The organism is Luteibacter sp. HAY1-4A (genome assembly GCF_056755355.1).
In genome coordinates, this window is record NZ_JBNDHZ010000042.1 from 1 (window position 1) to 25948 (window position 25948).

Here is a 25948-nt window from a genome sequence, read left to right on the forward strand (position 1 = left end):
CGTCCCGAGGTGAGCCGCCCATTCTATATCGTTTTTCCTGTCCGTCAACACCCTCGTGATGCTTATTTTCGAGGTGGGCGACGGTGGCGATACAGCTGCCGTAGCGTTCGTCGTTCGACGTGGGCCGCTGCGGGAGGGCGAATAATACGGATTCCTAAGAACGCCGCAAGAGGTTTTGTGAACTTTTTTTGAAACCCGCGTTAAATCAGGCGGATGCGCGCGAAGTTTCGCTTGCCCACCTGCAGCACGCCCTCGAATCCGGCCACGAAGACGCGCGAGGCGTCCTCCACCACTTCGCCGTCGATCCGCACCGCACGTTCCTTGAGCTTGCGGTTCGCCTCCGAATTGCTGGGCGTGACACCCGCGGCGGTCAGGAGCGCCGCCAGGCGGAACCCCTCGGCAGGCGCGGCGATATCGGTCAAGGGAAGCAGCGACGTATCCCCTTCCCCACGCACCACCGCGTGCCACCCTGCGATGGCCTGCTCCGCGGCCGCCGCGTCGTGGAAGCGGGTGGCAAGCTCGCGGGCCAGGCGCAGCTTGGCGTCGCGGGGATTCAGGGCACCGGAGGCGATGTCGGCCTTCATGCGTGCCAGCTCGTCCAGGGAGACCTCGAAGCTCAGCAGCTCGAACCAGCGCCACATGAGCTCGTCGCCGATCTTCATCGTCTTCGTCACGATGTCGATGGCCGGCTCGTTGATGCCTATGTAGTTGCCCAGGGACTTGGACATCTTGTTGACGCCGTCCAGGCCCTCCAGCAGCGGCATGGTCAGCACGATCTGTGGCGGCTGGCCGTGGTGCTCCTGGAGGGCACGGCCCATAAGCAGGTTGAACTTCTGGTCGGTGCCGCCCAGCTCGACATCGCATTCGAGGGCCACGGAGTCGTATCCCTGCACCAGCGGATACAGGAACTCATGAATGGCGATGGGCTGCTCGGCCTTGTAGCGCTTGGCGAAGTCGTCCCGCTCCAGCATGCGGGCCACCGTGTGCTGCGCGGCCAGGCGGATCATGTCGGCGGCGCCCATCTTGCCGAACCACTCGGAATTGAAGCGCAATTCGGTCTTCTCGCGATCGAGCACCTTGTAGACCTGCTCGGCGTAGGTTTCCGCGTTGGCCAGCACGTCCTCGCGGGTGAGCGGCTTGCGGGTCACGTTCTTGCCCGTGGGATCACCGATCATGCCGGTGAAGTCGCCGATCAGGAAGATGACCTGGTGGCCCAGGTCCTGGAACTGGCGCATCTTGTTGAGAAGTACCGTGTGGCCCAGGTGCAGGTCCGGTGCGGTGGGATCGAAGCCCGCCTTGATGCGCAACGGCCGGCCGAGCTTGAGGCGCGCCTCGAGGTCTTCCTTCTTGATGATCTCGTCCGCCCCGCGGGCGATCGAGGCGAGGGCGTGCTCCAGCTCGTTCATGTTCTCTCTCTGTGGATTGGATCTGCCGACCTTCACGAATGTGTGTGAAAGGGTCGTGGAGTTAATTGTGCGTTAACCGCAAGAACGGATGCAAAGCCTTGATGGGAAAGGCGTTGACGGCCTTTGCACAGGGCCGTTATGGTACGCGACAACACGGGGCGAGCGGGTACAAGAAAGACAATGAGTGTTGAGAACAGAGGCGCGCACAGCGCCCGCAAGCAAGCCATCCGGCGCAAGGCGCAGCGCCGCCATTCGCACTTCTACGACACCCGCGCCCACTGGTCCTTCAGTCGTAACGCCTCGTCCGAACCACTGAGCTGGACTCGCGAACGCTGGATACTCGCCGGCACCGCCTTCCTTCTGGTCATCCTTTCCGCGCTCGTCATCCCCGCATGGGCGGGCGCGATGAAGAAGCAGTCCGTGATCGCCGCCGCCCCGACGATCCACGCCGTGGTGCCGCTCGCGGTGCCGAAGATCGATCCCGCCAATGTGAAGCCCATCGCTCCCGTCGAGGAATGGCAGTCGGTGCAGGTGCAGCCCGGGCAGACGCTCGCGGACATCTTCCTGGCGCAGGGCCTGTCGATGACCGACCTGCAGCACGTCATCGACGGCGCAGGCGGCACCAAGGCCTTCCATCGCATCAATCCCGGCCAGGAATTCCAGTTCCTCATTGGCGGCGACCATGTCCTCAAGGGCGTGCGTTTCGACCAGGACGAAGCCAGCATCGCCACGCTGCGTCTCGACGGCGCCTCCCCGCAGCTCACCGTGCAGAAGCGCGACGTGCAGCGCCGCGAGCACATCGCCCACGGCGAGATCGACAGCTCGCTGTTCGGCGCTGCTTCCAAGGCCGGCATGAGCAACGCGATGGTGTTGAAGCTCGCCGAGGTCTTCAAGTTCGACATCGACTTCGTGCAGGATCTTCGTGTCGGCGACAGCTTCACCGTCGTCTACGACGACGTGTACAGCGACGGCGCGTTCCTGCGCGAAGGCGACATCGTCGCTGCGGAATTCGTGAACCAGGGCAAGCGCTATACGGCGTACCGCTTCAAGAACAGCGACGGCAAGACCGGCTACTTCAGCGAAGAAGGCCGCCCGCTCGCTGGCTCGTTCCTGCGCATTCCGGTCGACTTCACGCGCATCTCCTCGCAGTTCAGCGCGGGCCGCATGCACCCGATCCTCGGCAAGATGCGCGCACACAAGGGTGTGGACTATGCCGCGCCCACCGGCACGCCGATTCATGCCGCCGGCGACGGCGTCGTCAAGTTCCGCGGCTGGATGAACGGCTACGGCAACTTCGTCGTCATCCAGCACAACGCCACCATCAGCACCGCCTATGGCCACATGTCGCGCTTCGCGAACCTGCGCGTCGGCCAGCGCGTCAGCCAGGGCAGCACCATCGGCTTCGTGGGCATGACGGGCCTCGCCACCGGACCGCACCTGCATTACGAATTCCGCGTCAACAACGTGCAGCGCGATCCGCAGACGGTCACGCTGCCCAAGCCGGAACCGCTGCCTGCTGCGCAGCTGGCGAAGTTCAAGAAGGAAGTGGTGGGACCGCAGCTTGCGCGCCTCAACCAGGTGGACAGCAACGTCAAGCTTGCTCGCGCCGACACCGGCAAGTCCGGCAACGACTAAGCCGTGACGGCCAGCAAGGACGGCCTCTATCTCGGCCTCATTTCGGGAACCAGCGCGGACGGCATCGACGCCGCGCTGGTTCGTTTCACGGACGGCCGCCCCGCGCTGGTCGCCGGCCTCACCCATCCGTGGAGCGAGGCATTGCGACGCCGGATACTGGCCGTCGCGCAAGACGAAGTCCGCCTCGACCTCGACGAATACGGCCGGTTGGACGTAGCCGTCGGCCTTGCGTTCGCGGAGGCCGCCAACGCCGTGCTCAATAAGGCGGGCATCGCCGCCGGCGAGGTCGCCGCCATCGGTTCGCACGGACAGACGATCCGCCATCGGCCCGGCGGCGATCTTCCCTTTACCTTGCAGATCGGCGATCCGTCGGTGATCGCCGAGCGCACCGGTATCGACACCGTCGCCGATTTTCGCCGCGCCGATGTCGCCGCGGGCGGGCAAGGCGCGCCGCTCGTGCCGGCTTTCCACGCCACCGTGCTGCGGCCCGAACGCGGTGCGCGCGTGGTACTCAATCTTGGCGGTATCGCCAACGTCACCCGGTTGTCCGCCGACGGCGACGTCACCGGATTCGACACAGGCCCGGCGAACGGCCTGATGGACGCGTGGTGCCTGCGCCATCGCGGCGAGGCATTCGACCGTGATGGCCGCTTCGCCGCCTCTGGCCGCGTCGACGACGCATTGCTTGCCGAACTGCTGGACGATGCCTATTTCGCATTGCCACCGCCGAAGAGTACGGGGCGGGAACATTTCCACCTTGCATGGCTCGACATGCATCCGCGCGTGGCGGACCTTCCGCCGGAAGACGTGCAGGCCACGCTGCTGGCGCTCAGCGCGCGCTCGGTAGCCGACGCCATCGCACGGTATGCATCCGATGCCGTCGACGTCATCGCCTGTGGCGGCGGGGTGCACAACACGGCATTGATGCGGGCGATCGCCGCCCTGCTGGAAGGCCGGCCGTTGCACGCGAGCGCGGCATTCGGCATCGATCCCGATGGCATGGAGGCTATGGCCTTCGCGTGGTTGGCGTACCGGCGCCTGCGTGGTGAACCGGGGAACCTGCCCGCCGTGACAGGCGCGAGCGGATTGAGGCTGCTGGGCGCGGTATACGTCGCACAGTGATCGTCATCGATGCTTTTGTGTGGGAGCCGCTTCAGCGGCGATGAGTACTTGCGGCAGGCTTGCCCGCTGCCGCGGGATCGCCGCTGAAGCGGCTCCCACAGGAAACCTAGAACGTATCGGAAGTTTTCGCGGGGCGCAGCGCCGCGTCGGCCAGCGTGGACGGCGAAGCCTGGGCCAGCGCGGACAGCGCCTCCTGGAACGCGGCCTGCTCCTCGGCATCCCACGCACCCGTGAGGTGCGCGATGTCGCCGGGCTCGAGCAATAGCTCGTTGAACACGTCGCCAGGACTCAAGCCGAGCCCATAGCGCAACGCGTGCAGGATCACCTCATTGATCGACCAGCGGCGTTCGCGCGCGAGCGATTTGATTCGCTCGGCCATCTGCTCGTCGATGTGTCTCACCACGATATCCGGCACGTGCGTGACCTCCTCGCGCATGCCCCCTGTGGCCGCGATCTTACACAGTTTTGGCCGATTGCGAAGATCGTCCGTCCGGCCTAATCCGGCCCGTCGCTCATTCCGTGAGGGAGTCCACAGGGCGGGGCATGCGCCGCCACAGCACGGCCAGCACCACCAGGGTGGGCACGATAGACACCGTGCTGAGCACGAAAAGCGAAGGGTACCCGGCCTCCTTGACCAGGAATCCGGAGAAGCCTCCAAGCAACTTGCCTGGAAGATTGGCCAGCGCGCTCAACAGCGCGTATTGCGTGGCGGTGAAGCTGCGATTGACCAGGCCCGACATGAAGGCCACCAGCACGGGGCCGGCAAAGCCCTGCGCCAGATTGTCGCCCGAGAGCGTGGCGACGAAGGCCCAGGTCTGCCCCGGGTTCACCGCCATGATCAGGTACAGCATGTTCGACAAGGCCACGCCGATCGCGGCCACCGCCAGCAGCCGGCGCATCTCGAAACGGACGACCGCCCAACCGCCCAGCAACGCGCCGACGATACCGACGATGACGCCATAGACCTTCGACACCTCGGCGATCTGCGTCTTGCTGAAGCCCGCGTCGAGGTAGAAGGGATACGCCATCACCCCAAGCATCTGGTCGGGCAACCGGAACAAGGCCACGAACAGGAGCAGGCCGAGGGACAGCGCCAGGCCGTAGCGCGAGAGGAAATCCTGGAAGGGACGGATGAAGCTTTCCCGGACCGCCTGGCGCAACGGCAGGCGCTCGCGAACCCGGTGCTCGGGTTCCCGCGCCACCAGCACCGTGACGACGGGAATGGCGAGGAGCGCGCAGATGGTGACGTATCCGCCCTGCCAGCCGAAGAGGTCGGCGACGATGAGGATGCCCGCGCCGCCGGCGATGAGACCGAGGCGATAACCCAGGGTATACGTGGCGGCGAGCGCACCCTGCGCTTCCTGCGGCGCGATTTCGACGCGATAGGCGTCCACGACGATGTCGATCGTGGCGCCTGCCAGCGCGGCGACGAAGGTCACCGCCATGAACCGCGGAAGCGAGACCTCCGGCGGCATCGCCGCCATGCCAAGCAGTCCCGCGCCAAGCAGCACCAGCGCGAACATCAGCCAGCCGCGGCGTAATCCGAGGCGTCCGAACAGGGGCAGCCGGAACTTGTCGACCAGGGGCGCCCAGACGAACTTGAAGTTGTAGGCGAAGGTGACGTAGCTGGCGATGCCGATGGCACCGTAGTCGACGCCTGCCTCCTTCAGCCATGCGGAGAGCGTATTGCCCACCAGCAGGAACGGCAGGCCGGACGCCAGCCCGAAGAAGAGCATGGTGACCGCGCCCGGCTGGGCGAAGGCGGCGAACACGCCGCGCAATCCCTTGTAGCGAACGGCTTCGGCCATCACTCAGTCGGCGTAGTCGACGGTGAACGGTGCATGGTCGGAGAAGCGCTCGTCACGATAGATGGAACAGTCGCGCAGGCGATCGCGCAGGCCCGGAGTGACGATCTGGTAATCGATGCGCCACCCCACGTTGTTCGCGCGGGCCTGGCCACGGTTCGACCACCATGTGTACTCCACGGCGTCGGGCTTGATGGCGCGGAAGCTGTCCACCCAGCCGATCTCCTTGAAGAGCAGGTCGAGCCACGCCCGCTCCTCGGGCAGGCAGCCGGAATTCTTCTGGTTGGATGTCCAGTTCTTGATGTCGTTCTTCGTGTGCACGATGTTCCAGTCGCCGCACAACACGTAGTCGCGCCCGCTCGCGGCCCATTCGCGCAGGATCGGCGTCAACCATTCCATGATGCGGAACTTGTACTGCTGGCGCTCGTCGCCCGACGAGCCGGAGGGGATATAGAACGAGACGACGCTGAGGTTGCCGTAGCGGGCCTCGATGTAGCGCCCTTCGCAATCGAAGTCCTCGCGCCCCAGCGACACGCGCACCTCGTCGGGTTCGCGTTTCGAATAGATCGCCACGCCGCTGTAGCCTTTCTTGCTGCGGGCGTCGTGGTAGAAGCAGTGGTGCCCATCAGGACGGAACATCGGGTCCGTCAGCTGCGATTCCTGGGACTTCGTTTCCTGCAGGCACACGACGTCGGCGTCCTGCTTGCGTAGCCATTCGAACACGCCCTTGGTGGCGGCAGAGCGGATACCGTTGGCGTTCAGGGAAATGATGCGCATGGGGCCTTCGATGGCATTCGACGATCCGGGCATCATAACCCGCTCGCCCTGGCCACCCGCGCTCCTACACAATAGCCGGCGTGAATCCGACCATCCATGTCCGACCTGTCGACGAGGCGCTGCGCCCCGCCGTACTTGCGCTCGCCGTGCATCCCGAACAGCTGCCCTTCGTCGGCCACGTCGGCGATTCGCTGGCCGACGTGGCCGTCTGTCCGGGAAGCGAGGCATTGGCCCTGCTGCACGAAGGGGACGTCGTCGGTTACGTTCGGATAGACCGCCAGGCCGCCGCCCTTGGCGAGCATCCACTCGCCGCGGGTTCCGTGGCGCTCCGCAGCTTCCTCATCGATGGCTCGCGGCAAGGCCGGGGACTGGGCGGCGCGGCATTGGAAGCCATTCGCGGATACGTGGCGATGCGGCATCCCGATCGCGAGCGCATCCTGCTCACCGTCAATGTCCGCAACACCAAGGCGGTGCAGGCCTATCTCCGTGCCGGCTATCGCGACAGCGGCGGGTTGTACCATGGCGGCAGCGCGGGCCCGCAGCATGTGCTCTGGTGTCCGCTTTTCCCTACGCACCCCTGAGAGACCGCCCGTGCACGACTACCAGCGCGAATTCATCGAACTCACCCTTGCCCGCGACGTTCTCCGCTTCGGCGAATTCACCCTGAAGTCCGGACGCAGTAGCCCCTACTTCTTCAACATGGGACGGATCGATTCCGGCGCGGCCCTTGCCAGGCTCGGGCGCTCCTACGCTGCCGCGGCGGTGCGTTCCGGCGTGCCTTTCGACATGCTGTTCGGCCCCGCCTACAAGGGCATCGCCCTCGCCGCCGCCACGGCCATCGCCCTCGCGGACGTCGAAGGCCGCGACGTGCCCTGGGCCTATAACCGGAAGGAAGCCAAGGACCACGGCGAAGGCGGCACCCTCGTCGGCGCCCCCTTGCGCGGCCGGGTGCTGATCGTCGACGACGTGATGACCGCCGGCACCGCCGTGCGCGAGTCGCTGGAACTCATCCGCGCGCAGGGCGCCGAACCGGCCGGCGTGCTGATCGCGCTCGACCGGCAGGAACGAGGCCAGGGTGAGCTCTCCGCCGCCCAGGAGGTCTCGGCCCAGTTCGGTATCCCCGTGATCGCCATCGCCGGCCTGGCCGACGTACTGTCCTACGCGGGAGAACGGCCGGAGCTCGCGGCCGAGCACGGCCGCCTCCTTGCCTACCGCGAGCAGTACGGCGTGAAGGGCTGACGAAAACAGCGACTGCGTCACGTGCCCGACGGTGCTTGCCGGCCGGGCACAATACGTGCACGCACGCTGGCTATACTCCGCACACAGGAGGGGGAGAGCATGCGAGCAGCGCGGTACATCCTGGTGGGGGCGGCACTGTGCATCGGCACGGCCGCGTTTGCCGACCAGAAGAACAGCAATGCCTACCGTTATCGCTGGAAAGATGCTTCGGGCCAGTCGTATTTCAGCGACAGCCTCACATCGGAAGCGTTGAAGGCCGGCTACGACGTGGTCAATGCCCAAGGCATGGTCGTACGCCACGTCGACCGGCAGCTCACCACGGAGGAACGCGCGGCCGCAAAGAAGATCGCCGACCAGAAGGCGGCGGCGGAGCAGGCCCGGCAGCAGCAGGCGCGCGAGGATGCGCAGATGCTCAACGCCTACCCGAACGAGGCCGCCTTCGCCGCGGCCAAGAATGCCGAACTCGACAATTTCGAGCAGGCGGCGCGAACCACGCGGCTGAATCTCCAGGGGCAGGAGAAAGCCCTGGCGGATCTGCTGAACCGGGCGGGTGACCTGGAGCGGGCCAAGCAGCCGGTTCCGAAGTTCCTCACCGACCGTATCGCCGAGCAGCGCAGCACCGTATCGACCCTGCGCGACACGCTGGCCCGCCAGCAGGCGGCCAAGGAAGCCGCCCGGGTGAACACGGAAGCGCAACTGCGGCATTACCGCGAACTGAAGGCAGCCGACCCGGCGAATTCCGGGCGCTAGAACGGCAGCGCCAGGTTCCTGTCCACTGCCAGCAGGCGCTGCCGGAAGGCCTGCTTGATGCGCTCCAACGAGCGATGGCTATCGGCGTCGAAGCGGAAGATGAGTGCCGGCGAGGTGTTGGATGCCCTCACCAGACCCCAGCCGTCGCTCCAGTCGGCGCGGATGCCATCGATGGTGGTGATGCGCGCGTCGTCGAATGTCGCGGAGGCGCGGAAAGCCTCCATGAACTTGAAGTGCGCTCCCTCCGCCATCGGCATCCGCAATTCCGGCGTGGACACGCTCTTCGGCAGGCCGTCGAAGATCTGGCCGATGCTGCGTTCCTCCAGATCGCCGGCGACGATCTCGAGGAGGCGGGCCGCGGCATAGATGCCGTCGTCGAACCCATACCAGCGGTTGTTGTCGGCGAAGAAGAAGTGTCCGCTCATCTCGCCTGCCAGTGCGGCGCCCGTTTCCCGCATCTTCGCCTTGATCAGCGAATGGCCCGTGCGCCACATGAGGGGCACGCCGGCTGCTTCCTGGATCACCTTGCGGAGGTGGCCCGTGCACTTTACGTCGTAGATGACGGTGGCGCCGGGATTGCGCGCAAGGACATCCTGCGCGAAAAGCATCAGCAGGCGGTCGGGGTACACGATTTCGCCCGATTGCGTCACCACGCCGAGCCGATCGCCGTCGCCGTCGAAGGCGATGCCGAGATCCGCGCCGATGGTGTTCACGGCGGCGATCAGGTCGGCCAGGTTGTGCGGGTCGGACGGATCGGGATGGTGGTTGGGAAAGCGTCCGTCGACGTCGCAGTACAAAGGGATGACTTCGCAGCCGATGTCCTCGAGCACGCGCGGCGCCACCGCGCCGGCCACGCCGTTGCCTGCATCGACCACGACCTTGAGCCGCCGCTCCGCCGCCACGTCGCCCGCGATGCGGGACACGTAGGCGTCCACGACGGGTTGCTCGCGCCATGTGCCGCCGCCGTCGGCGGGAAGGTGTCCGTCGACGATGCGCCGGTGCAGGTCGGCGATGGCGTCTTCCGCCAGGGTCTCGCCGCCGATCACGATCTTGAAACCGTTGTACTCCGGCGGATTGTGGCTGCCCGTGACCGAGACGCCGCAGCCCGTGCCGAAATGGTAGGCCGCGAAGTACACGAGCGGTGTCGGCACCATCCCGAGGTCGATCACGTCGATGCCTGCCGCGCGCAGGCCATCCGACAGCGCGCCGGCAAGTTCGGCGCCGGAAAGCCGTCCATCGCGTCCCACGACGATTTCGCGCAGGTCGCGTTCGAGCATGCGCGCGCCGATCGCCTGGCCGATGCGACGGGCCACGCCGGCGGTGAGCACCGAGCCCGCCACGCCACGAATGTCGTAGGCCCGGAAAATCGATGGATCGACGTCTTCGTTTTCCACCTCGCGCGGTGGCGCCGCGCGTGCAGGCGCCGGTGTCGCGGATGGCGTGGGCGGAAGCCGTGGCTTGCGCACCACGTCGGCAACGAGAATGTCTTCCTCCGGTTCGGCTTCCGCCGGTGCCGCGGGCTGCCGACGCCTCGACCAGAGCAGGAACGCGCCACCGCCGAGGCCGACCAGGGTCAGCAGGATGGCCAGCGCTTCCGAATGGGGAATGACGATGAACGCGCGCGGCATGGCGGCAAAGACGTAGAGCGTCGTGCCGGCCACCTGCTGCCCTTCCGGTTCCAGCTCGGCCGAACGCGCGCCGTGGAAGAGCAGCGCCAGGCTGTCCGGGCCGCCACCCTGGCGCAATTCGAGGCGCCCGCCACCGGGCGACACGGCGCTGAATCGCTGGGCCAGATCGTCGAAGGGGAACTCCGTCCAGATCCAGGCGCGCACCACACCGCCACTGTTGACCGGTTCGACGATCGTCAGGCGCCGCTCGCCGTGGCCCACCGAGGTGGACGCCGGAGGCACGCCGTCGCTGCCGAGCACAGCCATCAGCTGGGCGGCCTTCGCATAGCCGAATTCGCGGTAATTGGCTCGCACCACTTCATCGAGCCCGCCACTGTATACCTCCACCGCGCGGGCGGCAGGCAAGGCGGCCCGCAGCCGGTCCGCGGCAGCGGCATGGTCGTCGATGGCTTCTGCAAGGCCGCCATCGGCCACCGCACGGTTCACCTGCTGGCGCTTGGACGCCACCACGTCGCCGAGTTCCCGCACGATCTGCCGTTGTGCCGCGCGCGTGCGTTCCGCCGCGTCGCCTTCGTCGGCGATCAGCCACGCCTGCCACGCGCAAAAGGCGCCGGCGACGATCAACAGCGTGGCTCCCGCGAGGGGAAGCAACCGCCGCAGATCCATCCCGGACAAGCCCCTTGCCCCTCCCTCGTTCCGAGCCATGGTGCCCCTTGTATCCCCGGAGATCAGCCTACACCAGTGGAGCCGAATCCTCCTTCGCCCCGCTGCGAAGGAGTGAATCCGTCGACCACGCGCAGGCGCGCCCGCCCCACCGGTACGAGCAATAATTGCGCAATCCGGTCACCCGGCGCGATGGTCACGTTCGCGTTTCCGCGGTTCCAGCAGGAAATCATCAAGGGCCCCTGGTAGTCGGCGTCGATCACGCCCACCAGGTTGCCCATCACCAGGCCCTGCTTATGGCCGAGCCCGGAGCGCGGGACGATCAACGCGCACCATGCCGGGTCGCCAATATGGATGGCCATGCCACTGGGAACCAGCAGGCTCTCGCCCGGCGCCAGCGTGACGGGCGCGTCCACCGCAGCGCGCAGGTCCATGCCCGCGCTGCCCTCCGTGGCCGGTTCCGGAAGGGGGATGCTGTCGCCCAGGCGCGGGTCGAGGATCTTCAGTTCGATGTCGATCAAGGGGTCGTTCCGGAGCCGGAGAGGAAGCGTTCGGCGATGCGTGCGACGAGCCGGCGGGCCAGCTCCGTCTTCGGCATCTCGGGCAGCGATTCGTCGCCGCCCGGCCAATAAAGGTGCAACGCGTTGTCCGCCACTTCGAACCCCTTGCCTTCGCCGACTTCATTGGCGGCGATCATGTCGATGCCCTTCCCGCGCAGCTTGTCGCCCGCGTAGCTGGCAAGCTCGCGCGTTTCCGCGGCGAAGCCGACGAGGAACGGACGCCCGTCCAACGCCGCCAGCGACGCGATGATGTCGGGGTTCTCGGTGAGTTCGAGGTGAAGGGGCGCGCCCGCGGCCTTCTTCAATTTGTGTGCCGAGATGGCGCTGGGCCGATAGTCGCCGACCGCGGCGGCACCGACGTAGATGTCGGCGCCGCGCGCCGCCTGCAGCACGGCCTCGTGCATCTGGCGCGCGCTGCGAACGTCCACCCGGCGCACGCCCGCCGGCGTGGCCAGGGCGACGGGGCCGGCGACCAGCGTTACATCGGCGCCGGCATCCCGGGCCGCCGCTGCCACGGCGAAACCCATGCGACCGGAACTGCGGTTGCCGATAAAGCGCACAGGATCGATGTCTTCGTAGGTCGGCCCGGCGCTGACGACGACGCGGCGGCCGCGCAAGGGCTGGTCGCCGAACGAGGCGACGAGGATGTCGCGCAGCTCGTGCGGTTCCAGCATCCGGCCCGAGCCGATGTCGCCGCAGGCCTGGTCGCCGTCGGCGGGCCCGAGCACGCCGATGCCGCGAACGCGCAGGGTGCCTACGTTCGCCTGCACGGCGAGGCTGGCCCACATCTGCTGGTTCATCGCCGGAGCGACATAGATCGGGGCCGCGGTGGCCAGGACCACCGTGGAAAGGAGGTCGTCCGCGAAACCGTGGGCAAGGCGCGCGATGGTGTCGGCACTCGCGGGCGCAATGAGGACGCGCTCGGCCCAGCGGGCAAGCTCGATGTGTCCCATGGCGGCTTCGCCCTGCTCGTCCCACAGGCTTACGCGGACGGGCTGTCCGGACAGGGCCTGGAACGTGGTGGGCGTGACGAAGTGGGTGGCACCTTCGGTCATCACGACGCGCACTTCGGCCTCGAGGTCGCGGAGGCGGCGAACGAGCTCGCAGATCTTGTAAGCGGCGATACCTCCGGTAACGCCTATGAGGATGCGACGCTGGCGAAGACTCATGACGGAACGGCGCTCTTCGGGAGGACCGCTAGCTTAACGGATTCCACCCAGCCACTCGGGGCGGGATTTTTCAGAATCGTTCTATCGCCAGACACCCCACCGCAACCCTAACTTGTCTCTTGCACCGCGCGCTGCGCGGCACCGACACAAGGCAGGAAGATGAAACCCGGGTCCGACGACACGTCCGCCGTACGCGAAGCACCGGTCGCACTTCCGGCATACCGGTCGCAACCCATCCGCAGCTGGGCCACGCACGAGCGTCCGCGCGAGCGCCTCTACGCGCACGGCGCCTCCGCGCTTTCGGATGCCGAGTTGCTCGCGGTGCTGCTGGGCAGCGGCAGTGCCGGCAGCGATGCCGTCACGACGGCGCGCGCGCTCCTTTCCCGCGCCGGGGGCCTCGGCCGCCTGCTTGCGGAGGCCGGCGAGCTGCCACCCATCAGTGGCTTCGGCCCGGTGAAGCGGGCCCGCCTCATGGTCGCGCTGGAACTGGCGCGCCGCGCGCTCAGCGAGGGCCTGGTAGACCTGCCGCGCATCGACAACCCGCGCGACAGCGCCCAATACCTCCGGGCCCGCCTCGTCCACCTGCGCCACGAGGTCTTCGCCTGCCTCTTCCTCGACACGCGCCACCGCGTACTGGCCTATGAGGAACTCTTCCGCGGCACGATCGACGGAGCTAGCGTCTACCCGCGGGAGGTGGTCCGCGCGTGCCTTCGCCACCATGCCAGCGCCGTCATCCTCGCCCATAACCACCCTTCGGGCGTGGCGGAGCCCAGCGCGGCCGACATCGACATCACCCGTACCCTGGTCGACGCGCTCGCGCTGATGGACATCCGGGTACTCGACCATCTCATCGTGGGGCACGGCGAACCCGTGTCGCTGGCCGAGCGCGGCCTCATGCAGAGGCCTGGCGCACCCTGAAAAAAAAAAGACGGCGCGAGTGCCGCTCGCGCCGTCCTGGGTCACCTTTCGAGGGAGGGGTAGGCAACCCGCCGTGCCGTTGGCCGGGGAGACACCGGGCACGAGGCAAATCATGACAACCAGCCATGACAGCAGAATGACGCGCCGCCGCACGGGTGGCGATTGCCTTGGATGCGAAGTTATGCACACCGGGCGTTTTTCCAACTTGGAAGTCACAGTTCCTGTCTATGCACAGGTCACGCGCTTAACTCTTTGAATTTATTGGTCAACAGTCGTTACGCCAGTGTGTCAGCTCGGGCGCGTCCCGATTCGTCCTACCGAAGCAGGTTATTGCCCACAGAGTTATCCACAGGCTGGGCGGCATCGGCCAAGGTGCCGTCCAAGCCCCATCTGATAGGATTGGCGGTTCCATCTCCGCATCGCGCATCCTGTGAAACAAGAGCTGAAACAACTGGTGTTGCAGGCCATCGGCGCCCTGCGTGAAGCCGGCAAGCTGCCGTCCGATTTCGTCGCGCCGGTATTCGTCATCGAGCGGACCCGCAACCGCGACCACGGCGACTTCGCCACCAATGCCGCGATGATGATGGCCAAGGCGGCCGGCCGGAAGCCGCGCGACATCGCGGCCGACCTCGTCGCGGCCCTCCCGCCCTCCCCGATGGTGGGCAAGGTGGAGATCGCCGGGCCCGGCTTCGTCAACTTCTCCCTGGCGCCGGCCGCATTCCACGCGGAAATCGAGCGCGCGCTGGGCCAGGGCGAGCGCTACGGCCACAACCGCGACGGCGGCGGCCGCACGGCGGGCGTCGAATTCGTCTCCGCCAACCCGACCGGCCCGCTGCATGTCGGCCACGGCCGGGCCGCCGCCATCGGCGACAGCCTCAGCCGGCTGCTCGAGGCCGCGGGTTGGAAGGTCTTTCGCGAGTTCTACTACAACGACGCCGGTGTCCAGATCGCCAACCTGGCGCTCTCCACCCAGGCCCGCGCGAAGGGCATCGCGCCCGACGAGGCCGGCTGGCCCGAGTCGGGGTACCGGGGCGACTACATCGCCGAGGTGGCCCGCGCCTTCCTGGCGAAGGAATCCGTGGAGGCCGACGGCGAGACGGTGGTCGCCAGCGGTGACGCCGACAACCTCGATGACGTGCGCCGCTTTGCCGTGGCTTACCTGCGCAACGAGCAGGACCTGGACCTCAAGGCGTTCGGCGTCGGCTTCGACGTCTATTACCTGGAGTCGTCGCTCTACACCGAAGGCAAGGTGGAAGAGACCGTCCGCGAGCTGGTCACCCATGGCCACACCTACGAAGAAGGCGGCGCGCTCTGGTTGCGTTCCACGGACTTCGGTGACGACAAGGACCGCGTCATGCGCAAGTCCGACGGCACCTACACCTATTTCCTGCCCGACGTCGCCTACCACCGCACCAAGTGGCAGCGCGGCTACGAGCGCGCCATCACGGAACTCGGCTCCGACCACCACGGCTCGCTGGCGCGCGTGAAGGCGGGTCTCCAGGCGCTCGACACCGGCATTCCCGCGAACTGGCCCGAGTACGTGCTGCACCAGATGGTGACGGTGATGCGCGGCGGCGAAGAGGTGAAGATCTCCAAGCGCGCCGGCTCCTACGTCACCCTTCGCGATCTGATCGACGAGGCCGGCCGCGACGCCACGCGTTACTTCCTCATCGCGCGCAAGGCCGATTCGCAGCTGGTGTTCGACATCGACCTGGCCCGCTCGCAGAGCAACGACAACCCCGTGTATTACATCCAGTACGCCCACGCGCGCGCCTGCCGCGTGTTCCGCGAACTGGCCGATCGCGGGCTTGCCACGGATCGCGGCAACGGCATCGCGAAGCTCGACCGGCTGGATACCGAGCATGAATCGGTGCTCATGGTCGAACTCTCGCGCTACCCCGAGATGGTCGAGTCCGCCGCCGCCAACCTGGAACCGCACCTGATCGCGCAATACCTGCGCGAACTTGCGGGCGCGCTTCACAGCTACTATCACGAGCACAAGTGGATCGTCGACGACGCCGACCTGCGCGACGCGCGCCTCGCCCTGGTGGCGGCCACGCAGCAGGTGTTGAAGAACGGTCTTGATCTGCTGGGCATTTCCGCCCCGGAGAGCATGTAATGGCAACACGCAAGAAAGGCAAAGGCCGCCAGGCCGTCCGCAACGGTTCGAGCGGCATGCCGGGTTGGAGCTGGGCTTTGATCGGCATCCTGGCCGGCGCCCTCCTCATGGCCTTCGCCATGCGCGGCACGTGGATGCCGATGATGCGCCAGCACGACGGTCCGGAACCGAATCCACAGGCCACCGCGCAGAAGGGCAGCGATCCGGGCGTGGTGGAGCAGACCGAGGCCGAGAAGCCGAAGAAGCCCTCCTACGACTTCTATTCGGTGCTTTCCGAGAAGGAAGTCCGCATTCCCGACGCGGAAATTCGCGCGCAGGCGAGTGCGGAGGCGCAGCAGAAGCAACAGCAGGCGGCCCAGCAGCAAGCGGCGCAACAGGCCGCCGCGGCGCAGCAGCAGGCCCAGGCGAACGCCACTGCCGCCAACCTTCCGAAGGCCACCACGCAGACGGTAACGGCCGTGCCTGCGCAACCCGCACCCGCGGCTGCCAGCGGCGGTTCGGGCTACCTGCTCCAGGTAGGCGCCTTCCCGAGTGCGGCTGACGCCGAGGCACTGAAGGCCAAGCTCGCCTTGCAGGGCTTCGTGGCGAACGTGCAGTCGGTGAAGGTCGGTGCGCAGACATACAACCGCGTGCGCCTGGGGCCGTTCAAGTCGGCCACCGATCTGGAAAGCACGAAGCAGCGCTTGCAGTCGGCCGGAATCAGCGCGATCGCCCTGAAGGAAGGCGGCTGATCGACATTGTGGGAGCCGCTTTAGCGGCGAAAAGCCAACGAAGCGGTGACGCCGCTTGCTCTCGCCGCTATAGCGGCTCCTACAGCCGCTATAGCGGCTCCTACAACGAATCGCAGTGAGCGACGGTTACTGCTTGCGCTTCAGCCGGATCAACGCCGAGATGTCGTCGTCGCCGTAGCCTCGCGACATCAGTTCGCCGAAGTCCGCCAACGATTGTTCGATAATGGTGCGGTCCGTGCCCGCCTCGGTGGCGATGCCGCGGACGATGCCGAGGTCCTTGTGCAACAGGGCCAGCTTGAATCCCACCGAGAATTCGTTGCGCAGCATGGTGGCACCGCGCTTGTCGAGGAACCAGTTGCCTGCCGCGCCGGCGGCGAGCGTCGGGAGCAGGCGCTCTGCCTCCAGCCCCAGCGATTCGCCGAGCGCCAGGCCTTCCGTCACCGCCTGTGCGATGCCGGCGACCAGCACCTGGTTCACCGCCTTCGTCGCCTGGCCGCTGCCGACGCCGCCCATGTGCGTGACGCGGGCGGCGTAGGCCTCCAGCACCGGACGCGCGCGCTCGACCACGGCGGCATCGCCGCCCACCATCACCGATAGCTTGCCGTTCTTCGCACCTTCGACGCCGCCCGATACCGGCGCATCGAGGAAGTCGGCACCCACGTCGGCAAGAAGGCGCGCCGCCTTCTGCGCGGTGGCCGGCGCCACGGTGGAATGGTCGACGACGATCGTGCCCTTCTTCAGCGACGGTAACAGCGCCTCGACCACACCGATCACGTCGGCATCCGCGCTCACGCAAAGCGCGATGACATCGCAGGACGCACCGATATCGGCCAGGCTCGGTGCAACCACGCCCAGCTCGGCGGCAAGCGCGTCGGCTCTCGCCTGCGTGCGGTTACCCACGGCTGCGAGGAGACCCTTGGACTTGAGGTGACCGGCCATGGGCGCGCCCATCGCGCCCAATCCGATGAATGCTGCTTTCAGGCTCATGTTCGTTCCTGGCCCGCGGTTTCCGCGAGGTAGGTGTAGCCGGTCAGCCCCTTGTCGAGGGCGGCCGCGAGGGTGTCCGCCTCGGTGCCGGAGATGCCGGCGGCGGCGAGGCGGTCACTGTAGGACTGGCGCAGGAGCTTCAGGTCGTAGCCGACGTAATCGAGCATCAGGTCGGTCGTGTCGCCGCGGCGGATGTGCGCGAACTCGTAGCCGTCCTTCGTGGCCCGTACGTTCACCGCGTCGGTATCGCCGAACAGGTTGTGGATGTCGCCCAGCGTTTCCTGGTACGCCCCCACCATGAAGATGCCGAGCCGATACGACTCGCCGTCCTTCAAGCCATGCAGCGGCAGGCTCACGTCGACGCCTTCCGCATCCACGTAGTGGTCGATACGGCCGTCCGAATCGCAGGTAAGGTCGGCGATCACGCCGCGGCGCCGCGGTTCCTCGTCCAGGCGCGAGATAGGCACGATGGGGAAGATCTGGTCGATCGCCCAGATGTCCGGCACCGATTCGAAGACCGAGAAATTCACGAAGTACTTGTCGACCAGTTTCTCGTCGAGGTCGTCCAGCGCCTGGCGATGCGCGCGCTCGGCGGGAAGCAGGCGCGGACGCACCGCGTTCGCGATGGCGTAGAACAGTTCGTCCAGTCTCGCGCGGTCGCGCAGGTCGAGCTGGCCCAGTGCGTACAACGCCTGGCCTTCCGCGAAGTGGTGCTGCGCCTCGTGGAAGAGTTCCAGCGGCGGGCGATGCCCGAGTTCCGCATGGGTTTCGCGCAGGTGCCTGAGCACCGTGGGTTCGCCATCCCGTTCGGCGGGAATCGCGCCTTCGGGCACGGGCTCCACTTCGCTCACGTTCACCACCATCACCGCGTGGTGCGCGGTCATTGCGCGACCCGATTCGGTGAAGATGACCGGCGCCTTCATGCCATGCTCGGCCACCGCCTCGGCAAGCGGCTGCACGATACTGGCCGCGTACTGCTCCAGGCTGTAGTTGATCGAGTTGTAGCTGCGCGAGCGCGTGCCCTCGTAGTCCACGCCGAGACCGCCGCCCACGTCCACCACGTCGATGGGTACGCCCAGGCGGTGCAGTTCGACGAAGTAGCGCACGGCTTCGCGCATGCCCGCCGCGATGTCGCGCACGTTCGAGATCTGCGAGCCCATATGGAAGTGCTGGAGCCGCAGTGTGTGCTTGAGGCCCGCGGCGTCGAGCCGGTCGATCAGTTCCAGCACCTGGCCGGGGCTCAGGCCGAACTTGCCCTTGTCGCCGCCGGTGTTCTGCCACTTGCCGGCGCCGATGGAGGCCAGGCGCACGCGCACGCCGAGCAGCGGCTCGACCCCTAGCGCTTTCGCCTCGGCGAACACGTGGTCGAGTTCCGACAATTTCTCGATGACGATGTGCACCCGCAGTCCGAGCTTAAGCCCGATGAGCGCCAGCCGCACGTATTCGCGGTCCTTGTAGCCGTTGCACACGACCATGCTGCCCGGCCGCGCCTGGCCGAGCACGGCCATCAGTTCCGGCTTGGAGCCGGCCTCGAGACCGAAGCCTTCCTCACCCGCGGCGACCAGTTCGCTGACGACGCCGCGCTGCTGGTTCACCTTGATGGGATAGATGGCGGTATAGGTGCCGGCATAGTCGGCGTCGGCGATAGCCTTGCCGAAGGCCCGCTGCAGATGCGCGAGGCGGTCGGCCAGGATGTCGGGAAAGCGCACCAGGAGCGGCAGGCGCAAGCCCTCGGCCGTGGCCTTGTCGACGATCGCCGGCAGGTCGAGGGCCGGGCCCTCGTCGCCGCGAGGACGGATCAGAAGGTGGCCGTTGCCGGCCACGTCGACGTAGCCGTTGCTCCAGTGCGGAATCGCGTAGGTCAGTTTCGCGCGATCGGTGGTCCAGTTCGTCATGGGGGTGACGATCTCCATTGATTGTGTCGAGTCCCCCCGGGAGGGGGGGCGCGGAACAGTCGCAGCGGCGAACCTTGACCTGAAGCGGGCCTGGCGGCCGGGAGCCTCGCACGCCGCGGGGCCGACCAGACGGGGTCTGCGCTCGACGATGGACGGGCGGCAGACCGCCTATTGTAGCGGTGCCTCATGACATCGGGGTATCGGCTGGCCCAAGGTCGGCGTCGCCCTACTTTCCAATGCGTGCAAGGACTTGGCCGCTTTCCGGCCCGTGGCGGTACAATCTACCGTTTAGCCCCCTACCCGTTTTCAGGAAAGCGTCATGTCGCAGCAGCAGCTCAGCTGGTTCACCGAAGCCCACCAGGCGTCGGGCTCCTCCATCGGTTTCCGCGTCGAGCGCCTGTTGCACGCCGAGAAGACCCCTTTCCAGACCATCGAGATCTACCAGACCACCGACTGGGGCAACCTCATGGTGATCGACGGCTGCGTCATGCTCACCGGCCGTGACAACTTCCTCTACCACGAGATGATGACCCACCCGGCGCTGTTCACGCACGCCCGCGCCAAGCGCGTCGTCATCATCGGCGGCGGCGACTGCGGCACGCTGCGCGAGGTGCTGAAGCATGAGGAAGTGGAAAAGGCCACCCAGGTGGAGATCGACGAGCGCGTCACCCGCCTCGCCGAGCAGTACTTCCCGGAACTGTGCGACGCCAACGGCGACCCGCGCGCCGAGCTGCTCTTCATCGACGGCATCAAGTACATGGCGGAAGCCGAGCCGGAGTCGATCGACCTCATCATCGTCGATTCCACCGACCCGGTCGGGCCGGCCGAGGGCCTGTTCAACGCCGCGTTCTACACCAGCTGCTACAAGGCGCTGCGCCACGGCGGCATCCTCGTGCAGCAGTCCGAGTCCCCGCTGGCCCACATCGAGTTGATCAAGGCCATGCGTTCGGCCATGCGCACCTCCGGGTTCAAGGCCGTGCGCACGCTGCCGTTCCCGCAGCCTTGCTACCCCACCGGCTGGTGGAGCTGCACCATGGCGCGCAAGGACGGCGATCTCTCCGGCTTCCGCGAGCGCGGCGCGATCAGCAAGGGCTTCCCCACCAAGTACTACAACGCCGACATCCACAAGGGCGCGCTGGCGCAGCCGGAGTTCATGCGCGAGCAGCTGGGCGACTGAGGCACCCCTGTGGGCTGATGCCCTTGTGTGGGAGCCGCTTTAGCGGCGATGGGTGCTTGCGGCACCCTTGCCCGCTACCGCGGGATCGCCGCTGAAGCGGCTTCCACAGTAGCTGGCCCCCAACTCATTTCTCGACCTTCGCCGGCTCCCAGCCGGCGGGCGCTTCCGGCGGAATGCCGTACGTGCGCAGTGCGGCCAGGATCACGCTCATCTCCGTACCGCCGCTGCGGGCCAGCGCCAGGAGTTTCTGCGCCGTGGCCTTGTCGCCCTGCGCCTGCATGTTGAGCTGGGCGAAGCGCTGCATCTGCCAGATCAGGTTGAGCCGGGCACGCTTGGCATCCTGCTGGTCAGCCTCGGTGGCCGACAGCGTCTCGCGCAGGTGCAGGCCGAGGGAACGGCCGAGCGGGCTGCTGCCCCATTCCAGCACCTTGGCCAGCTTCAGGCAGTCGCCGGCGATACCCGCATCGGACTTGTTGTCTTCGCAGTACTTCGCGGTGGCCTGGAAGCCCGGCACCGGCTGCGCGCTGGCCAGGCCGAACACGATCACCATCTGCACGCCCGCCGCACCCGAGCCCTGCAAGGCGTTGAAGGTGTCCGCCGGCGGCGGCAACTGGCTCACCGAGTTGGCCAGCGCCTTCAGGCTCGCGCCCAGGTAGTCGTCATAGAGCCTGGCATTCGCGGCACGACCGAGATCGGCGCGAACCGCGTCGCCGGCGTTCCCGTGCTCGTCCATGCCGAGCTTCAGCAGCCAGACCGCCGCGTTGTCGGGGGCCTGCTTTTCCAACTGGGCCAGCGCTTCCGCATTGGGGCAGGTGCCGCCCTTGGCGTCACAGTCGGCAAGCCGCGCCCAGGTCACCTGCGGGCCGGCATCGGCATTCCTCGCCGCACGTTCCAGCAGTGCGTGGTAGCTCAGCACCTCCGGCGGGTTGGCCAGCGGGCGGGCCAGCAAGGCGGCGCCCAGCAACGGCTCCGCCTCGGTGCGCAGGGCCAGCACGCTGGCCAGGTCCTTCTGGAACTGCAACAGGGATTTCGTCTGGTCCTTCTGCACCACCGGACCCTTGGCCGGGCCCTTGGCGGCGCCGGGCCACGGGCCGTCGGCCAGGGCGGGCAAGGACAGCAGGCCCGCAAGGGCCAGCACTGCAATGCGACGTCCGCGCATGGGCCATCTCCGTGAAATAAAACGACAAGGATACGGCCCGACCATGAACGGAAGCTGCGCCGCACCGCAATCTTTACGGACGACGTTGCTACTATCGGAAGCTGCGCGGGGGGAAACGCCGGCTTGATCCGATCGACCGCACCAACCAATCCTGCGACAGAACAGGAGCTTACCCATGGACCAATTCGCCCTCTTCGCCAGCGAGCGCGCCGGCTTCTTCGTCGGCTGGGGCACGCTGACGCTGATCAACGCCGGCCTCGCCCAGGGCAAGAACCGCAGCGGCCTGGCCTGGTGGCTTCTGTCGCTCGTGCTCGGGCCCATCGCCACCCTCATCCTGGTGGTAATGCCAAAGGTGCGCGCCAAGCTCTTCTGAATGTAGGCTAGGGCTCTCCCAAGGCAGGTGCGCGCGAATGCTTACGACGCTCGTGGCAAGCAGCAAGGGCGGTTGCGGGAAGACCACGCTGGTCACGCAACTCGCTACCCATTGGGCCCAGGCGGGAAAGAAAACGGCCGTCATCGACGCGGACCGCCAGCATTCAAGCCTGCGCTGGGTCGGCCGCCGACCTGAGAACGCCCCCGCCATCGTCGCCATCGAAGGCAGCCGCCGCGCCTTCGACCGCCTGCCCGACGGCATCGACAGGGTGATCGTGGACACGCCCGCGGGCGTGGACGAGAAAGACCTCGAGCCCTACCTCGAACGGGCCGACGTCATCGTGGTGCCGGTGCTGCCTTCGCACTTCGACCTGGACGCCACGCTGGATTTCCTGAAGGTGCTCAAGGGCTTCAGCCGCGTGAAGCGCGGCAAGCTGCCCGTCGGCCTCGTGGGCAACCGCCTGAAGCCCTGGACCAATGCAAGCCAGGCCGCCCTGGCCGAACTCGGCGAGCGCGCGCCTTTTCCTGTCGTTGCGGAACTTCGCGACTCGCAAGCGTACGTCTTGCTCACGGCGCTCGGTAAGGGCATCTTCGATTACCACTCGGAAAACGTACGCGGACACCAGGACGATTGGGCGAAACTGCTGCGCTGGATAAAGCGCAGTACCTGACGCCGAAGGGGCCGCGTCATCGATCACGCCACCCAAGGTGGCCTTGCGGAAGAGACGGTACCCATGCACGAACTCATCCTGTTACGCCACGCCGAGGCGACGCCGCACGGCAAGGACGGCAAGGACGACCGCGAGCGACGCCTGACCGAACACGGGCGCCGCGAAGCCCAGGCAGCGGGCAAATGGATTTCCCAGGAAGGCATTTCCTACTCACGCATCCTCTGCTCCCCCTCCGAACGCACCAAGGAAACCGCCGCCCTCGCGCTTGGCCAGGTCGAACCGAAGTTCGAAGACGGTATCTACGACGCCACCGTAGGCGAGCTCTACGACATCATCGAAAAGAACTGGGACGCGGAGGGCGTGGTCCTGGTCGGCCACAATCCCGGCATCGAGCAACTCGTCGCCTTCCTGGTCGAAGGCCGTTCCGAGGACTACCGTGGCATGCCGCCAGGGGGCATCGCCCACATCCAGTTCGACGACAAGCTGGAGCCCGGCGCCGGCAAACTGACGGCCTTCTGGTCTCCCCCGAACTGAGCATGCCCGAATGCGCCACCTGCTGTCGGCGATCGTCGCGCTTCTCGCGGCGGCGCCCTTATCCGCCGCCGACTTGCGCATCGACCCGGTCCGTTCGCACGCCGAATTCAGCGTGCGCCTTCTCTGGATCAGCACGGTCACCGGCAGCTTCGAAGGTATTCGGGGGGAACTGGTCATCGATCCGGCCAGGCACACCGCTGTCGTGAGTGCCGACATCGACACGGCCAGCGTGCGCATGGAGTCGGCGCGCCTGCGTCGCTGGCTGCTGGCGCCCGAGTTCTTCGACGCCGCCCGTCACCCTCAGATCCACTTCGAGTCCTCGCCCCTGTCCATGCAACTGCTCAGCGACGGCGGCGACGTGCAGGGGCGGCTCACCTTGCGCGGCGTCACCCAACCGGTGACGTTGCACCTGCAGGCGAACCACTGTCCCCCGCGCGACCTGGCCGGATGCGTGCTGCAACTGAAGGGCACCATCGACCGCACGGACTTCGAGATGCGTGGGCGCCGGGGCGCCCTCTCGGACCGGGTCAACCTGGGCCTGGCGATCGTGCTGACAAACCCCTGACAGCGCTGCGCCGCGCAAACTCACGTGGCGTTGCCAGTCCTCCCCTATCATCCGCGCCATGCGCCGCCTCCTTACGCTCCTGATCCTCGCCGCCACGCTTGCCACGGGCGGCTGCTCGTTGTCCCGGGAGCGTATCCACAAGGCCGATGCGGTGGTTACCCTCACGGTGGACCGGCAGGACACCTGCGATCCGTCCGACACGAGCCACTGCGCGACGCCCTCGCCCTTGATCGACGCCGCCCTGGAAGCAAACGCCGCCTCCACGGCGGCGAAGCCGGTGCACGTGACCACGCTGCTGGAAGATGGCGAAAGCGCGCTTGCCGCGCGCATCAACCTGATCCGCGCGGCGCGCAATAGCATCGACGTGCAGACCTACATCTGGGAACAGGACGACGCCGGCAAGCTCGTGCTGGACGAACTGGTGCGCGCGGCAAGGCGCGGCGTCCACGTGCGCATCCTGGCCGACCAGCTGTTCTCCTTCCGCGATCCGGGCCTGCTGGCGGCGCTCGCACGCGCCAGCGACCGCATGGAGATCCGGCTGTACAACCCGACCTTCCACAGCGCGCGCACGCCGCCGCTGGAATTCGCCGCCGGCGTCCTCTGCTGCTTCTACAAGTTCAACCAGCGCATGCATAACAAGCTGCTGGTGGTGGACGACCTCATCGGCATCACCGGCGGACGGAACTACGAGAATCGCTATTTCGACTGGGACGACACCTTCGACTACATCGATCGCGACGTCTTGGTGGGCGGCCCCGCAGCCGGCGAGATGGGCGCCAGTTTCGAGCAGTTCTGGGCACACAAGCGCTCGGCGCCGCTTACCCACCTGCGTGACGTGAACCGGGAACTGCTGGCCGATACCGACGATCCACGGCATTGGAATCCACCCACCTACGAGAAGCCCGACAGGGTGGCCACGTTGGTGTCCGACGCGCTCGATCCGGCGTGGCTCGACGAGCACATCATGCGCAACACCCTGCGCATGAACCGCGTGGAATACCTTTCCGACCTGCCCGGCAAGACCGACGAACCGAAGCAGCGCGAGGTGCGCGCCCTGACGCGCCACATCATGGGACTGGTGCGCAACGCGAAGAGCGAGATCGTGTTGCAGACGCCCTACCTTGTCATGAGCAAGCCGGCGAAGAAAATATTCAGCGCGCTGGGCCGCCGGCCGGATCCGCCGCGCGTGGTGGTGTCCACGAACTCGCTGGCGTCCACCGACGCGTTCGCGGTGTATGCGCTCTCGTACAAGCATCGCAAGCGCTACCTCACCGACTACGGGTTCGAGATCTACGAGCTGAAACCGCATCCTCTCGACGCGGACCCCGATGCGCTGGAAGGCCATACGTGGGCCGTCGATACGCCTCCCGTCGACGGGCCCGTGGCGGGAGCTTCCCCAAACCGTGCGGACGGCGGTGGCCGGGCGCGGCGGCCCGGCGGACGCGCGGCCTCGCAACGATTCGTCCCCCCTTCGGAGTCGGCCGGATTGCTCGGCAGCCGCGCCAGCCGAGGTTCGCGCAACAGGCCCGCGCCGCTGCTCACCGCCGGTGTACGGTTCGGGCTGCATGCGAAGTCCATCGTGGTGGACGACACCTTCGCCATGGTGGGCACGCACAATTTCGACCCGCGCTCGGACCACTACAACACCGAGTCAGGCGTGATCGTGTACGACAAGCGCTTCGCCGACCGGCTGCGCGATTCGATCCTGCAGGACACCGAACCCGGCAATGCCTGGGTGATCGCCCCCCGGCACAAGACGATCCCGGTGCTGTCGTCGATCAATGAATTCATCGGCGACGTGTCGGAGCGCCTGCCGTTCTTCGACCTGTGGCCGTTCCGCTATGCCACGAGTTACGACCTCAAGCCCGGCTGCATTCCCATGCGCTGGAAAGACCCCCGCTTCTTCGAATGCTACGAGCCCGTGGGCGACTTCCCCGAAGTGGACGTGTCGCTCAAGCTGATCTACACGCGGATGATCACGGCGTTCGGCGGTTCGGCGGCGGGGATTCTGTAGGAGCCGCTATAGCGGCGAGGGAACCTTGCGATACGGTGCCGTGTTCTCGCCG

General features: G+C 66.8%; 24 protein-coding genes. 14 read left to right on the forward strand and 10 right to left on the reverse strand.

Annotated features, from left to right (window positions below; translation table 11 throughout):
• Positions 1–200: 200 nt before the first annotated feature.
• Positions 201–1406: a tyrosine--tRNA ligase gene (tyrS, locus tag ACPYOD_RS14275; RefSeq protein WP_481302390.1), complete on the reverse strand. Its 1206-nt coding sequence runs from the start codon at positions 1404–1406 to the stop codon at positions 201–203.
• Positions 1407–1586: 180 nt separating this feature from the next.
• Between tyrS and ACPYOD_RS14280 the strand changes: the two genes are divergently transcribed.
• Positions 1587–3041 (forward strand): OapA family protein, encoded by a 1455-nt coding sequence (locus tag ACPYOD_RS14280; RefSeq protein ID WP_481302391.1) that lies wholly within the window; start codon positions 1587–1589, stop codon positions 3039–3041.
• 3 nt (positions 3042–3044) lie between these two features.
• Positions 3045–4163 carry an anhydro-N-acetylmuramic acid kinase gene (locus ACPYOD_RS14285; protein WP_481302392.1) on the forward strand — a complete coding sequence of 373 codons (1119 nt, stop codon included), beginning with the start codon at positions 3045–3047 and terminating at the stop codon, positions 4161–4163.
• A 106-nt stretch (positions 4164–4269) separates the two neighbouring features.
• Here the strand turns inward: ACPYOD_RS14285 and ACPYOD_RS14290 are convergent, their stop codons facing one another.
• The 3 genes from ACPYOD_RS14290 to ACPYOD_RS14300 all read right to left on the reverse strand — a co-directional run bounded on the left by ACPYOD_RS14290 (position 4270) and on the right by ACPYOD_RS14300 (position 6745).
• On the reverse strand, positions 4270–4599 hold the full coding sequence (locus tag ACPYOD_RS14290) for a hypothetical protein (protein ID WP_481302393.1): 330 nt from the start codon (positions 4597–4599) through the stop codon (positions 4270–4272).
• A 76-nt stretch (positions 4600–4675) separates the two neighbouring features.
• The gene (locus tag ACPYOD_RS14295) at positions 4676–5974 is read right to left on the reverse strand and encodes an AmpG family muropeptide MFS transporter (RefSeq protein WP_481302394.1); all 1299 of its coding nucleotides are present in this window, start codon (positions 5972–5974) and stop codon (positions 4676–4678) included.
• Positions 5975–6745: an exodeoxyribonuclease III gene (locus ACPYOD_RS14300; protein WP_481302395.1), complete on the reverse strand. Its 771-nt coding sequence runs from the start codon at positions 6743–6745 to the stop codon at positions 5975–5977.
• An 80-nt stretch (positions 6746–6825) separates the two neighbouring features.
• Between ACPYOD_RS14300 and ACPYOD_RS14305 the strand changes: the two genes are divergently transcribed.
• The 3 genes from ACPYOD_RS14305 (at position 6826) to ACPYOD_RS14315 (ending at position 8734) form a co-directional block, all read left to right on the forward strand.
• Positions 6826–7326: a GNAT family N-acetyltransferase gene (locus tag ACPYOD_RS14305; protein WP_481302396.1), complete on the forward strand. Its 501-nt coding sequence runs from the start codon at positions 6826–6828 to the stop codon at positions 7324–7326.
• Between the two features lie 10 nt (positions 7327–7336).
• A complete protein-coding gene (pyrE, locus tag ACPYOD_RS14310) occupies positions 7337–7984 on the forward strand; it encodes an orotate phosphoribosyltransferase (protein ID WP_481302397.1) in 648 nt (215 codons plus the stop codon).
• Between the two features lie 99 nt (positions 7985–8083).
• A complete protein-coding gene (locus ACPYOD_RS14315) occupies positions 8084–8734 on the forward strand; it encodes a DUF4124 domain-containing protein (protein WP_481302398.1) in 651 nt (216 codons plus the stop codon).
• Here the strand turns inward: ACPYOD_RS14315 and ACPYOD_RS14320 are convergent.
• The 3 genes from ACPYOD_RS14320 to coaBC all read right to left on the reverse strand — a co-directional run bounded on the left by ACPYOD_RS14320 (position 8731) and on the right by coaBC (position 12754).
• Positions 8731–11028: a phosphomannomutase/phosphoglucomutase gene (locus tag ACPYOD_RS14320; RefSeq protein WP_481302399.1), complete on the reverse strand. Its 2298-nt coding sequence runs from the start codon at positions 11026–11028 to the stop codon at positions 8731–8733. The genes ACPYOD_RS14315 and ACPYOD_RS14320 overlap by 4 nt on opposite strands.
• A 62-nt stretch (positions 11029–11090) precedes the next feature.
• On the reverse strand, positions 11091–11546 hold the full coding sequence (dut, locus tag ACPYOD_RS14325) for a dUTP diphosphatase (RefSeq protein ID WP_481302400.1): 456 nt from the start codon (positions 11544–11546) through the stop codon (positions 11091–11093).
• Complete coding sequence (coaBC, locus tag ACPYOD_RS14330) at positions 11543–12754, reverse strand: bifunctional phosphopantothenoylcysteine decarboxylase/phosphopantothenate--cysteine ligase CoaBC (RefSeq protein ID WP_481302401.1); 1212 nt, start codon at positions 12752–12754, stop codon at positions 11543–11545. The genes dut and coaBC overlap by 4 nt, the downstream gene beginning before the upstream one ends.
• Before the next feature lie 159 nt (positions 12755–12913).
• Between coaBC and radC the strand changes: the two genes are divergently transcribed.
• From radC to ACPYOD_RS14345, 3 genes are all read left to right on the forward strand, one after another.
• A complete protein-coding gene (gene radC / locus ACPYOD_RS14335; protein WP_481302402.1) occupies positions 12914–13672 on the forward strand; it encodes a RadC family protein in 759 nt (252 codons plus the stop codon).
• 430 nt (positions 13673–14102) lie between these two features.
• Complete coding sequence (gene argS / locus ACPYOD_RS14340) at positions 14103–15791, forward strand: arginine--tRNA ligase (protein WP_481302403.1); 1689 nt, start codon at positions 14103–14105, stop codon at positions 15789–15791.
• Positions 15791–16522: an SPOR domain-containing protein gene (locus tag ACPYOD_RS14345; RefSeq protein WP_481302404.1), complete on the forward strand. Its 732-nt coding sequence runs from the start codon at positions 15791–15793 to the stop codon at positions 16520–16522. The genes argS and ACPYOD_RS14345 overlap by 1 nt, the downstream gene beginning before the upstream one ends.
• Before the next feature lie 126 nt (positions 16523–16648).
• On the opposite strand, the gene ACPYOD_RS14350 is transcribed toward ACPYOD_RS14345, so the two are convergent.
• The gene (locus ACPYOD_RS14350) at positions 16649–17509 is read right to left on the reverse strand and encodes an NAD(P)-dependent oxidoreductase (protein WP_481302405.1); all 861 of its coding nucleotides are present in this window, start codon (positions 17507–17509) and stop codon (positions 16649–16651) included.
• Entirely contained in the window at positions 17506–19404 is a 1899-nt protein-coding gene (gene speA / locus ACPYOD_RS14355) for an arginine decarboxylase (RefSeq protein WP_481302406.1), read from the reverse strand. The genes ACPYOD_RS14350 and speA overlap by 4 nt, the downstream gene beginning before the upstream one ends.
• Before the next feature lie 319 nt (positions 19405–19723).
• Here speA and speE point away from each other — a divergent pair, with 319 nt between their 5' ends.
• Positions 19724–20581, forward strand: coding sequence for a polyamine aminopropyltransferase (gene speE, locus ACPYOD_RS14360; protein WP_481302407.1), 858 nt, complete (start codon positions 19724–19726; stop codon positions 20579–20581).
• A gap of 124 nt (positions 20582–20705) precedes the next feature.
• Here the strand turns inward: speE and ACPYOD_RS14365 are convergent, their stop codons facing one another.
• Positions 20706–21740 (reverse strand): hypothetical protein, encoded by a 1035-nt coding sequence (locus tag ACPYOD_RS14365; RefSeq protein ID WP_481302408.1) that lies wholly within the window; start codon positions 21738–21740, stop codon positions 20706–20708.
• A 175-nt stretch (positions 21741–21915) separates the two neighbouring features.
• Between ACPYOD_RS14365 and ACPYOD_RS14370 the strand changes: the two genes are divergently transcribed.
• From ACPYOD_RS14370 to ACPYOD_RS14390, 5 genes are all read left to right on the forward strand, one after another.
• Positions 21916–22113, forward strand: coding sequence for an antitermination protein NusB (locus tag ACPYOD_RS14370; RefSeq protein WP_481302409.1), 198 nt, complete (start codon positions 21916–21918; stop codon positions 22111–22113).
• A gap of 37 nt (positions 22114–22150) precedes the next feature.
• Positions 22151–22783: a nucleotide-binding protein gene (locus tag ACPYOD_RS14375; protein WP_481302410.1), complete on the forward strand. Its 633-nt coding sequence runs from the start codon at positions 22151–22153 to the stop codon at positions 22781–22783.
• Between the two features lie 63 nt (positions 22784–22846).
• Positions 22847–23317: a SixA phosphatase family protein gene (locus ACPYOD_RS14380; protein WP_481302411.1), complete on the forward strand. Its 471-nt coding sequence runs from the start codon at positions 22847–22849 to the stop codon at positions 23315–23317.
• Positions 23318–23327: 10 nt separating this feature from the next.
• Complete coding sequence (locus ACPYOD_RS14385; RefSeq protein WP_481302412.1) at positions 23328–23882, forward strand: YceI family protein; 555 nt, start codon at positions 23328–23330, stop codon at positions 23880–23882.
• A 58-nt stretch (positions 23883–23940) separates the two neighbouring features.
• Positions 23941–25896 (forward strand): phospholipase D family protein, encoded by a 1956-nt coding sequence (locus ACPYOD_RS14390; RefSeq protein ID WP_481302413.1) that lies wholly within the window; start codon positions 23941–23943, stop codon positions 25894–25896.
• Positions 25897–25948 lie beyond the last annotated feature (52 nt).

Coding starts and splice junctions, on each gene's coding strand:
- tyrS (WP_481302390.1), bottom strand. CDS start 1,406: ATGAACGAGCTGGAGCACGCCCTCGCCTCGATCGCCCGCGGGGCGGAC.
- ACPYOD_RS14280 (WP_481302391.1), top strand. CDS start 1,587: ATGAGTGTTGAGAACAGAGGCGCGCACAGCGCCCGCAAGCAAGCCATC.
- ACPYOD_RS14290 (WP_481302393.1), bottom strand. CDS start 4,599: ATGCGCGAGGAGGTCACGCACGTGCCGGATATCGTGGTGAGACACATC.
- ACPYOD_RS14300 (WP_481302395.1), bottom strand. CDS start 6,745: ATGCGCATCATTTCCCTGAACGCCAACGGTATCCGCTCTGCCGCCACC.
- ACPYOD_RS14315 (WP_481302398.1), top strand. CDS start 8,084: ATGCGAGCAGCGCGGTACATCCTGGTGGGGGCGGCACTGTGCATCGGC.
- ACPYOD_RS14320 (WP_481302399.1), bottom strand. CDS start 11,028: ATGGATCTGCGGCGGTTGCTTCCCCTCGCGGGAGCCACGCTGTTGATC.
- coaBC (WP_481302401.1), bottom strand. CDS start 12,754: ATGAGTCTTCGCCAGCGTCGCATCCTCATAGGCGTTACCGGAGGTATC.
- radC (WP_481302402.1), top strand. CDS start 12,914: ATGAAACCCGGGTCCGACGACACGTCCGCCGTACGCGAAGCACCGGTC.
- ACPYOD_RS14345 (WP_481302404.1), top strand. CDS start 15,791: ATGGCAACACGCAAGAAAGGCAAAGGCCGCCAGGCCGTCCGCAACGGT.
- ACPYOD_RS14350 (WP_481302405.1), bottom strand. CDS start 17,509: ATGAGCCTGAAAGCAGCATTCATCGGATTGGGCGCGATGGGCGCGCCC.
- speA (WP_481302406.1), bottom strand. CDS start 19,404: ATGACGAACTGGACCACCGATCGCGCGAAACTGACCTACGCGATTCCG.
- speE (WP_481302407.1), top strand. CDS start 19,724: ATGTCGCAGCAGCAGCTCAGCTGGTTCACCGAAGCCCACCAGGCGTCG.
- ACPYOD_RS14365 (WP_481302408.1), bottom strand. CDS start 21,740: ATGCGCGGACGTCGCATTGCAGTGCTGGCCCTTGCGGGCCTGCTGTCC.
- ACPYOD_RS14370 (WP_481302409.1), top strand. CDS start 21,916: ATGGACCAATTCGCCCTCTTCGCCAGCGAGCGCGCCGGCTTCTTCGTC.
- ACPYOD_RS14375 (WP_481302410.1), top strand. CDS start 22,151: ATGCTTACGACGCTCGTGGCAAGCAGCAAGGGCGGTTGCGGGAAGACC.
- ACPYOD_RS14380 (WP_481302411.1), top strand. CDS start 22,847: ATGCACGAACTCATCCTGTTACGCCACGCCGAGGCGACGCCGCACGGC.
- ACPYOD_RS14385 (WP_481302412.1), top strand. CDS start 23,328: ATGCGCCACCTGCTGTCGGCGATCGTCGCGCTTCTCGCGGCGGCGCCC.
- ACPYOD_RS14390 (WP_481302413.1), top strand. CDS start 23,941: ATGCGCCGCCTCCTTACGCTCCTGATCCTCGCCGCCACGCTTGCCACG.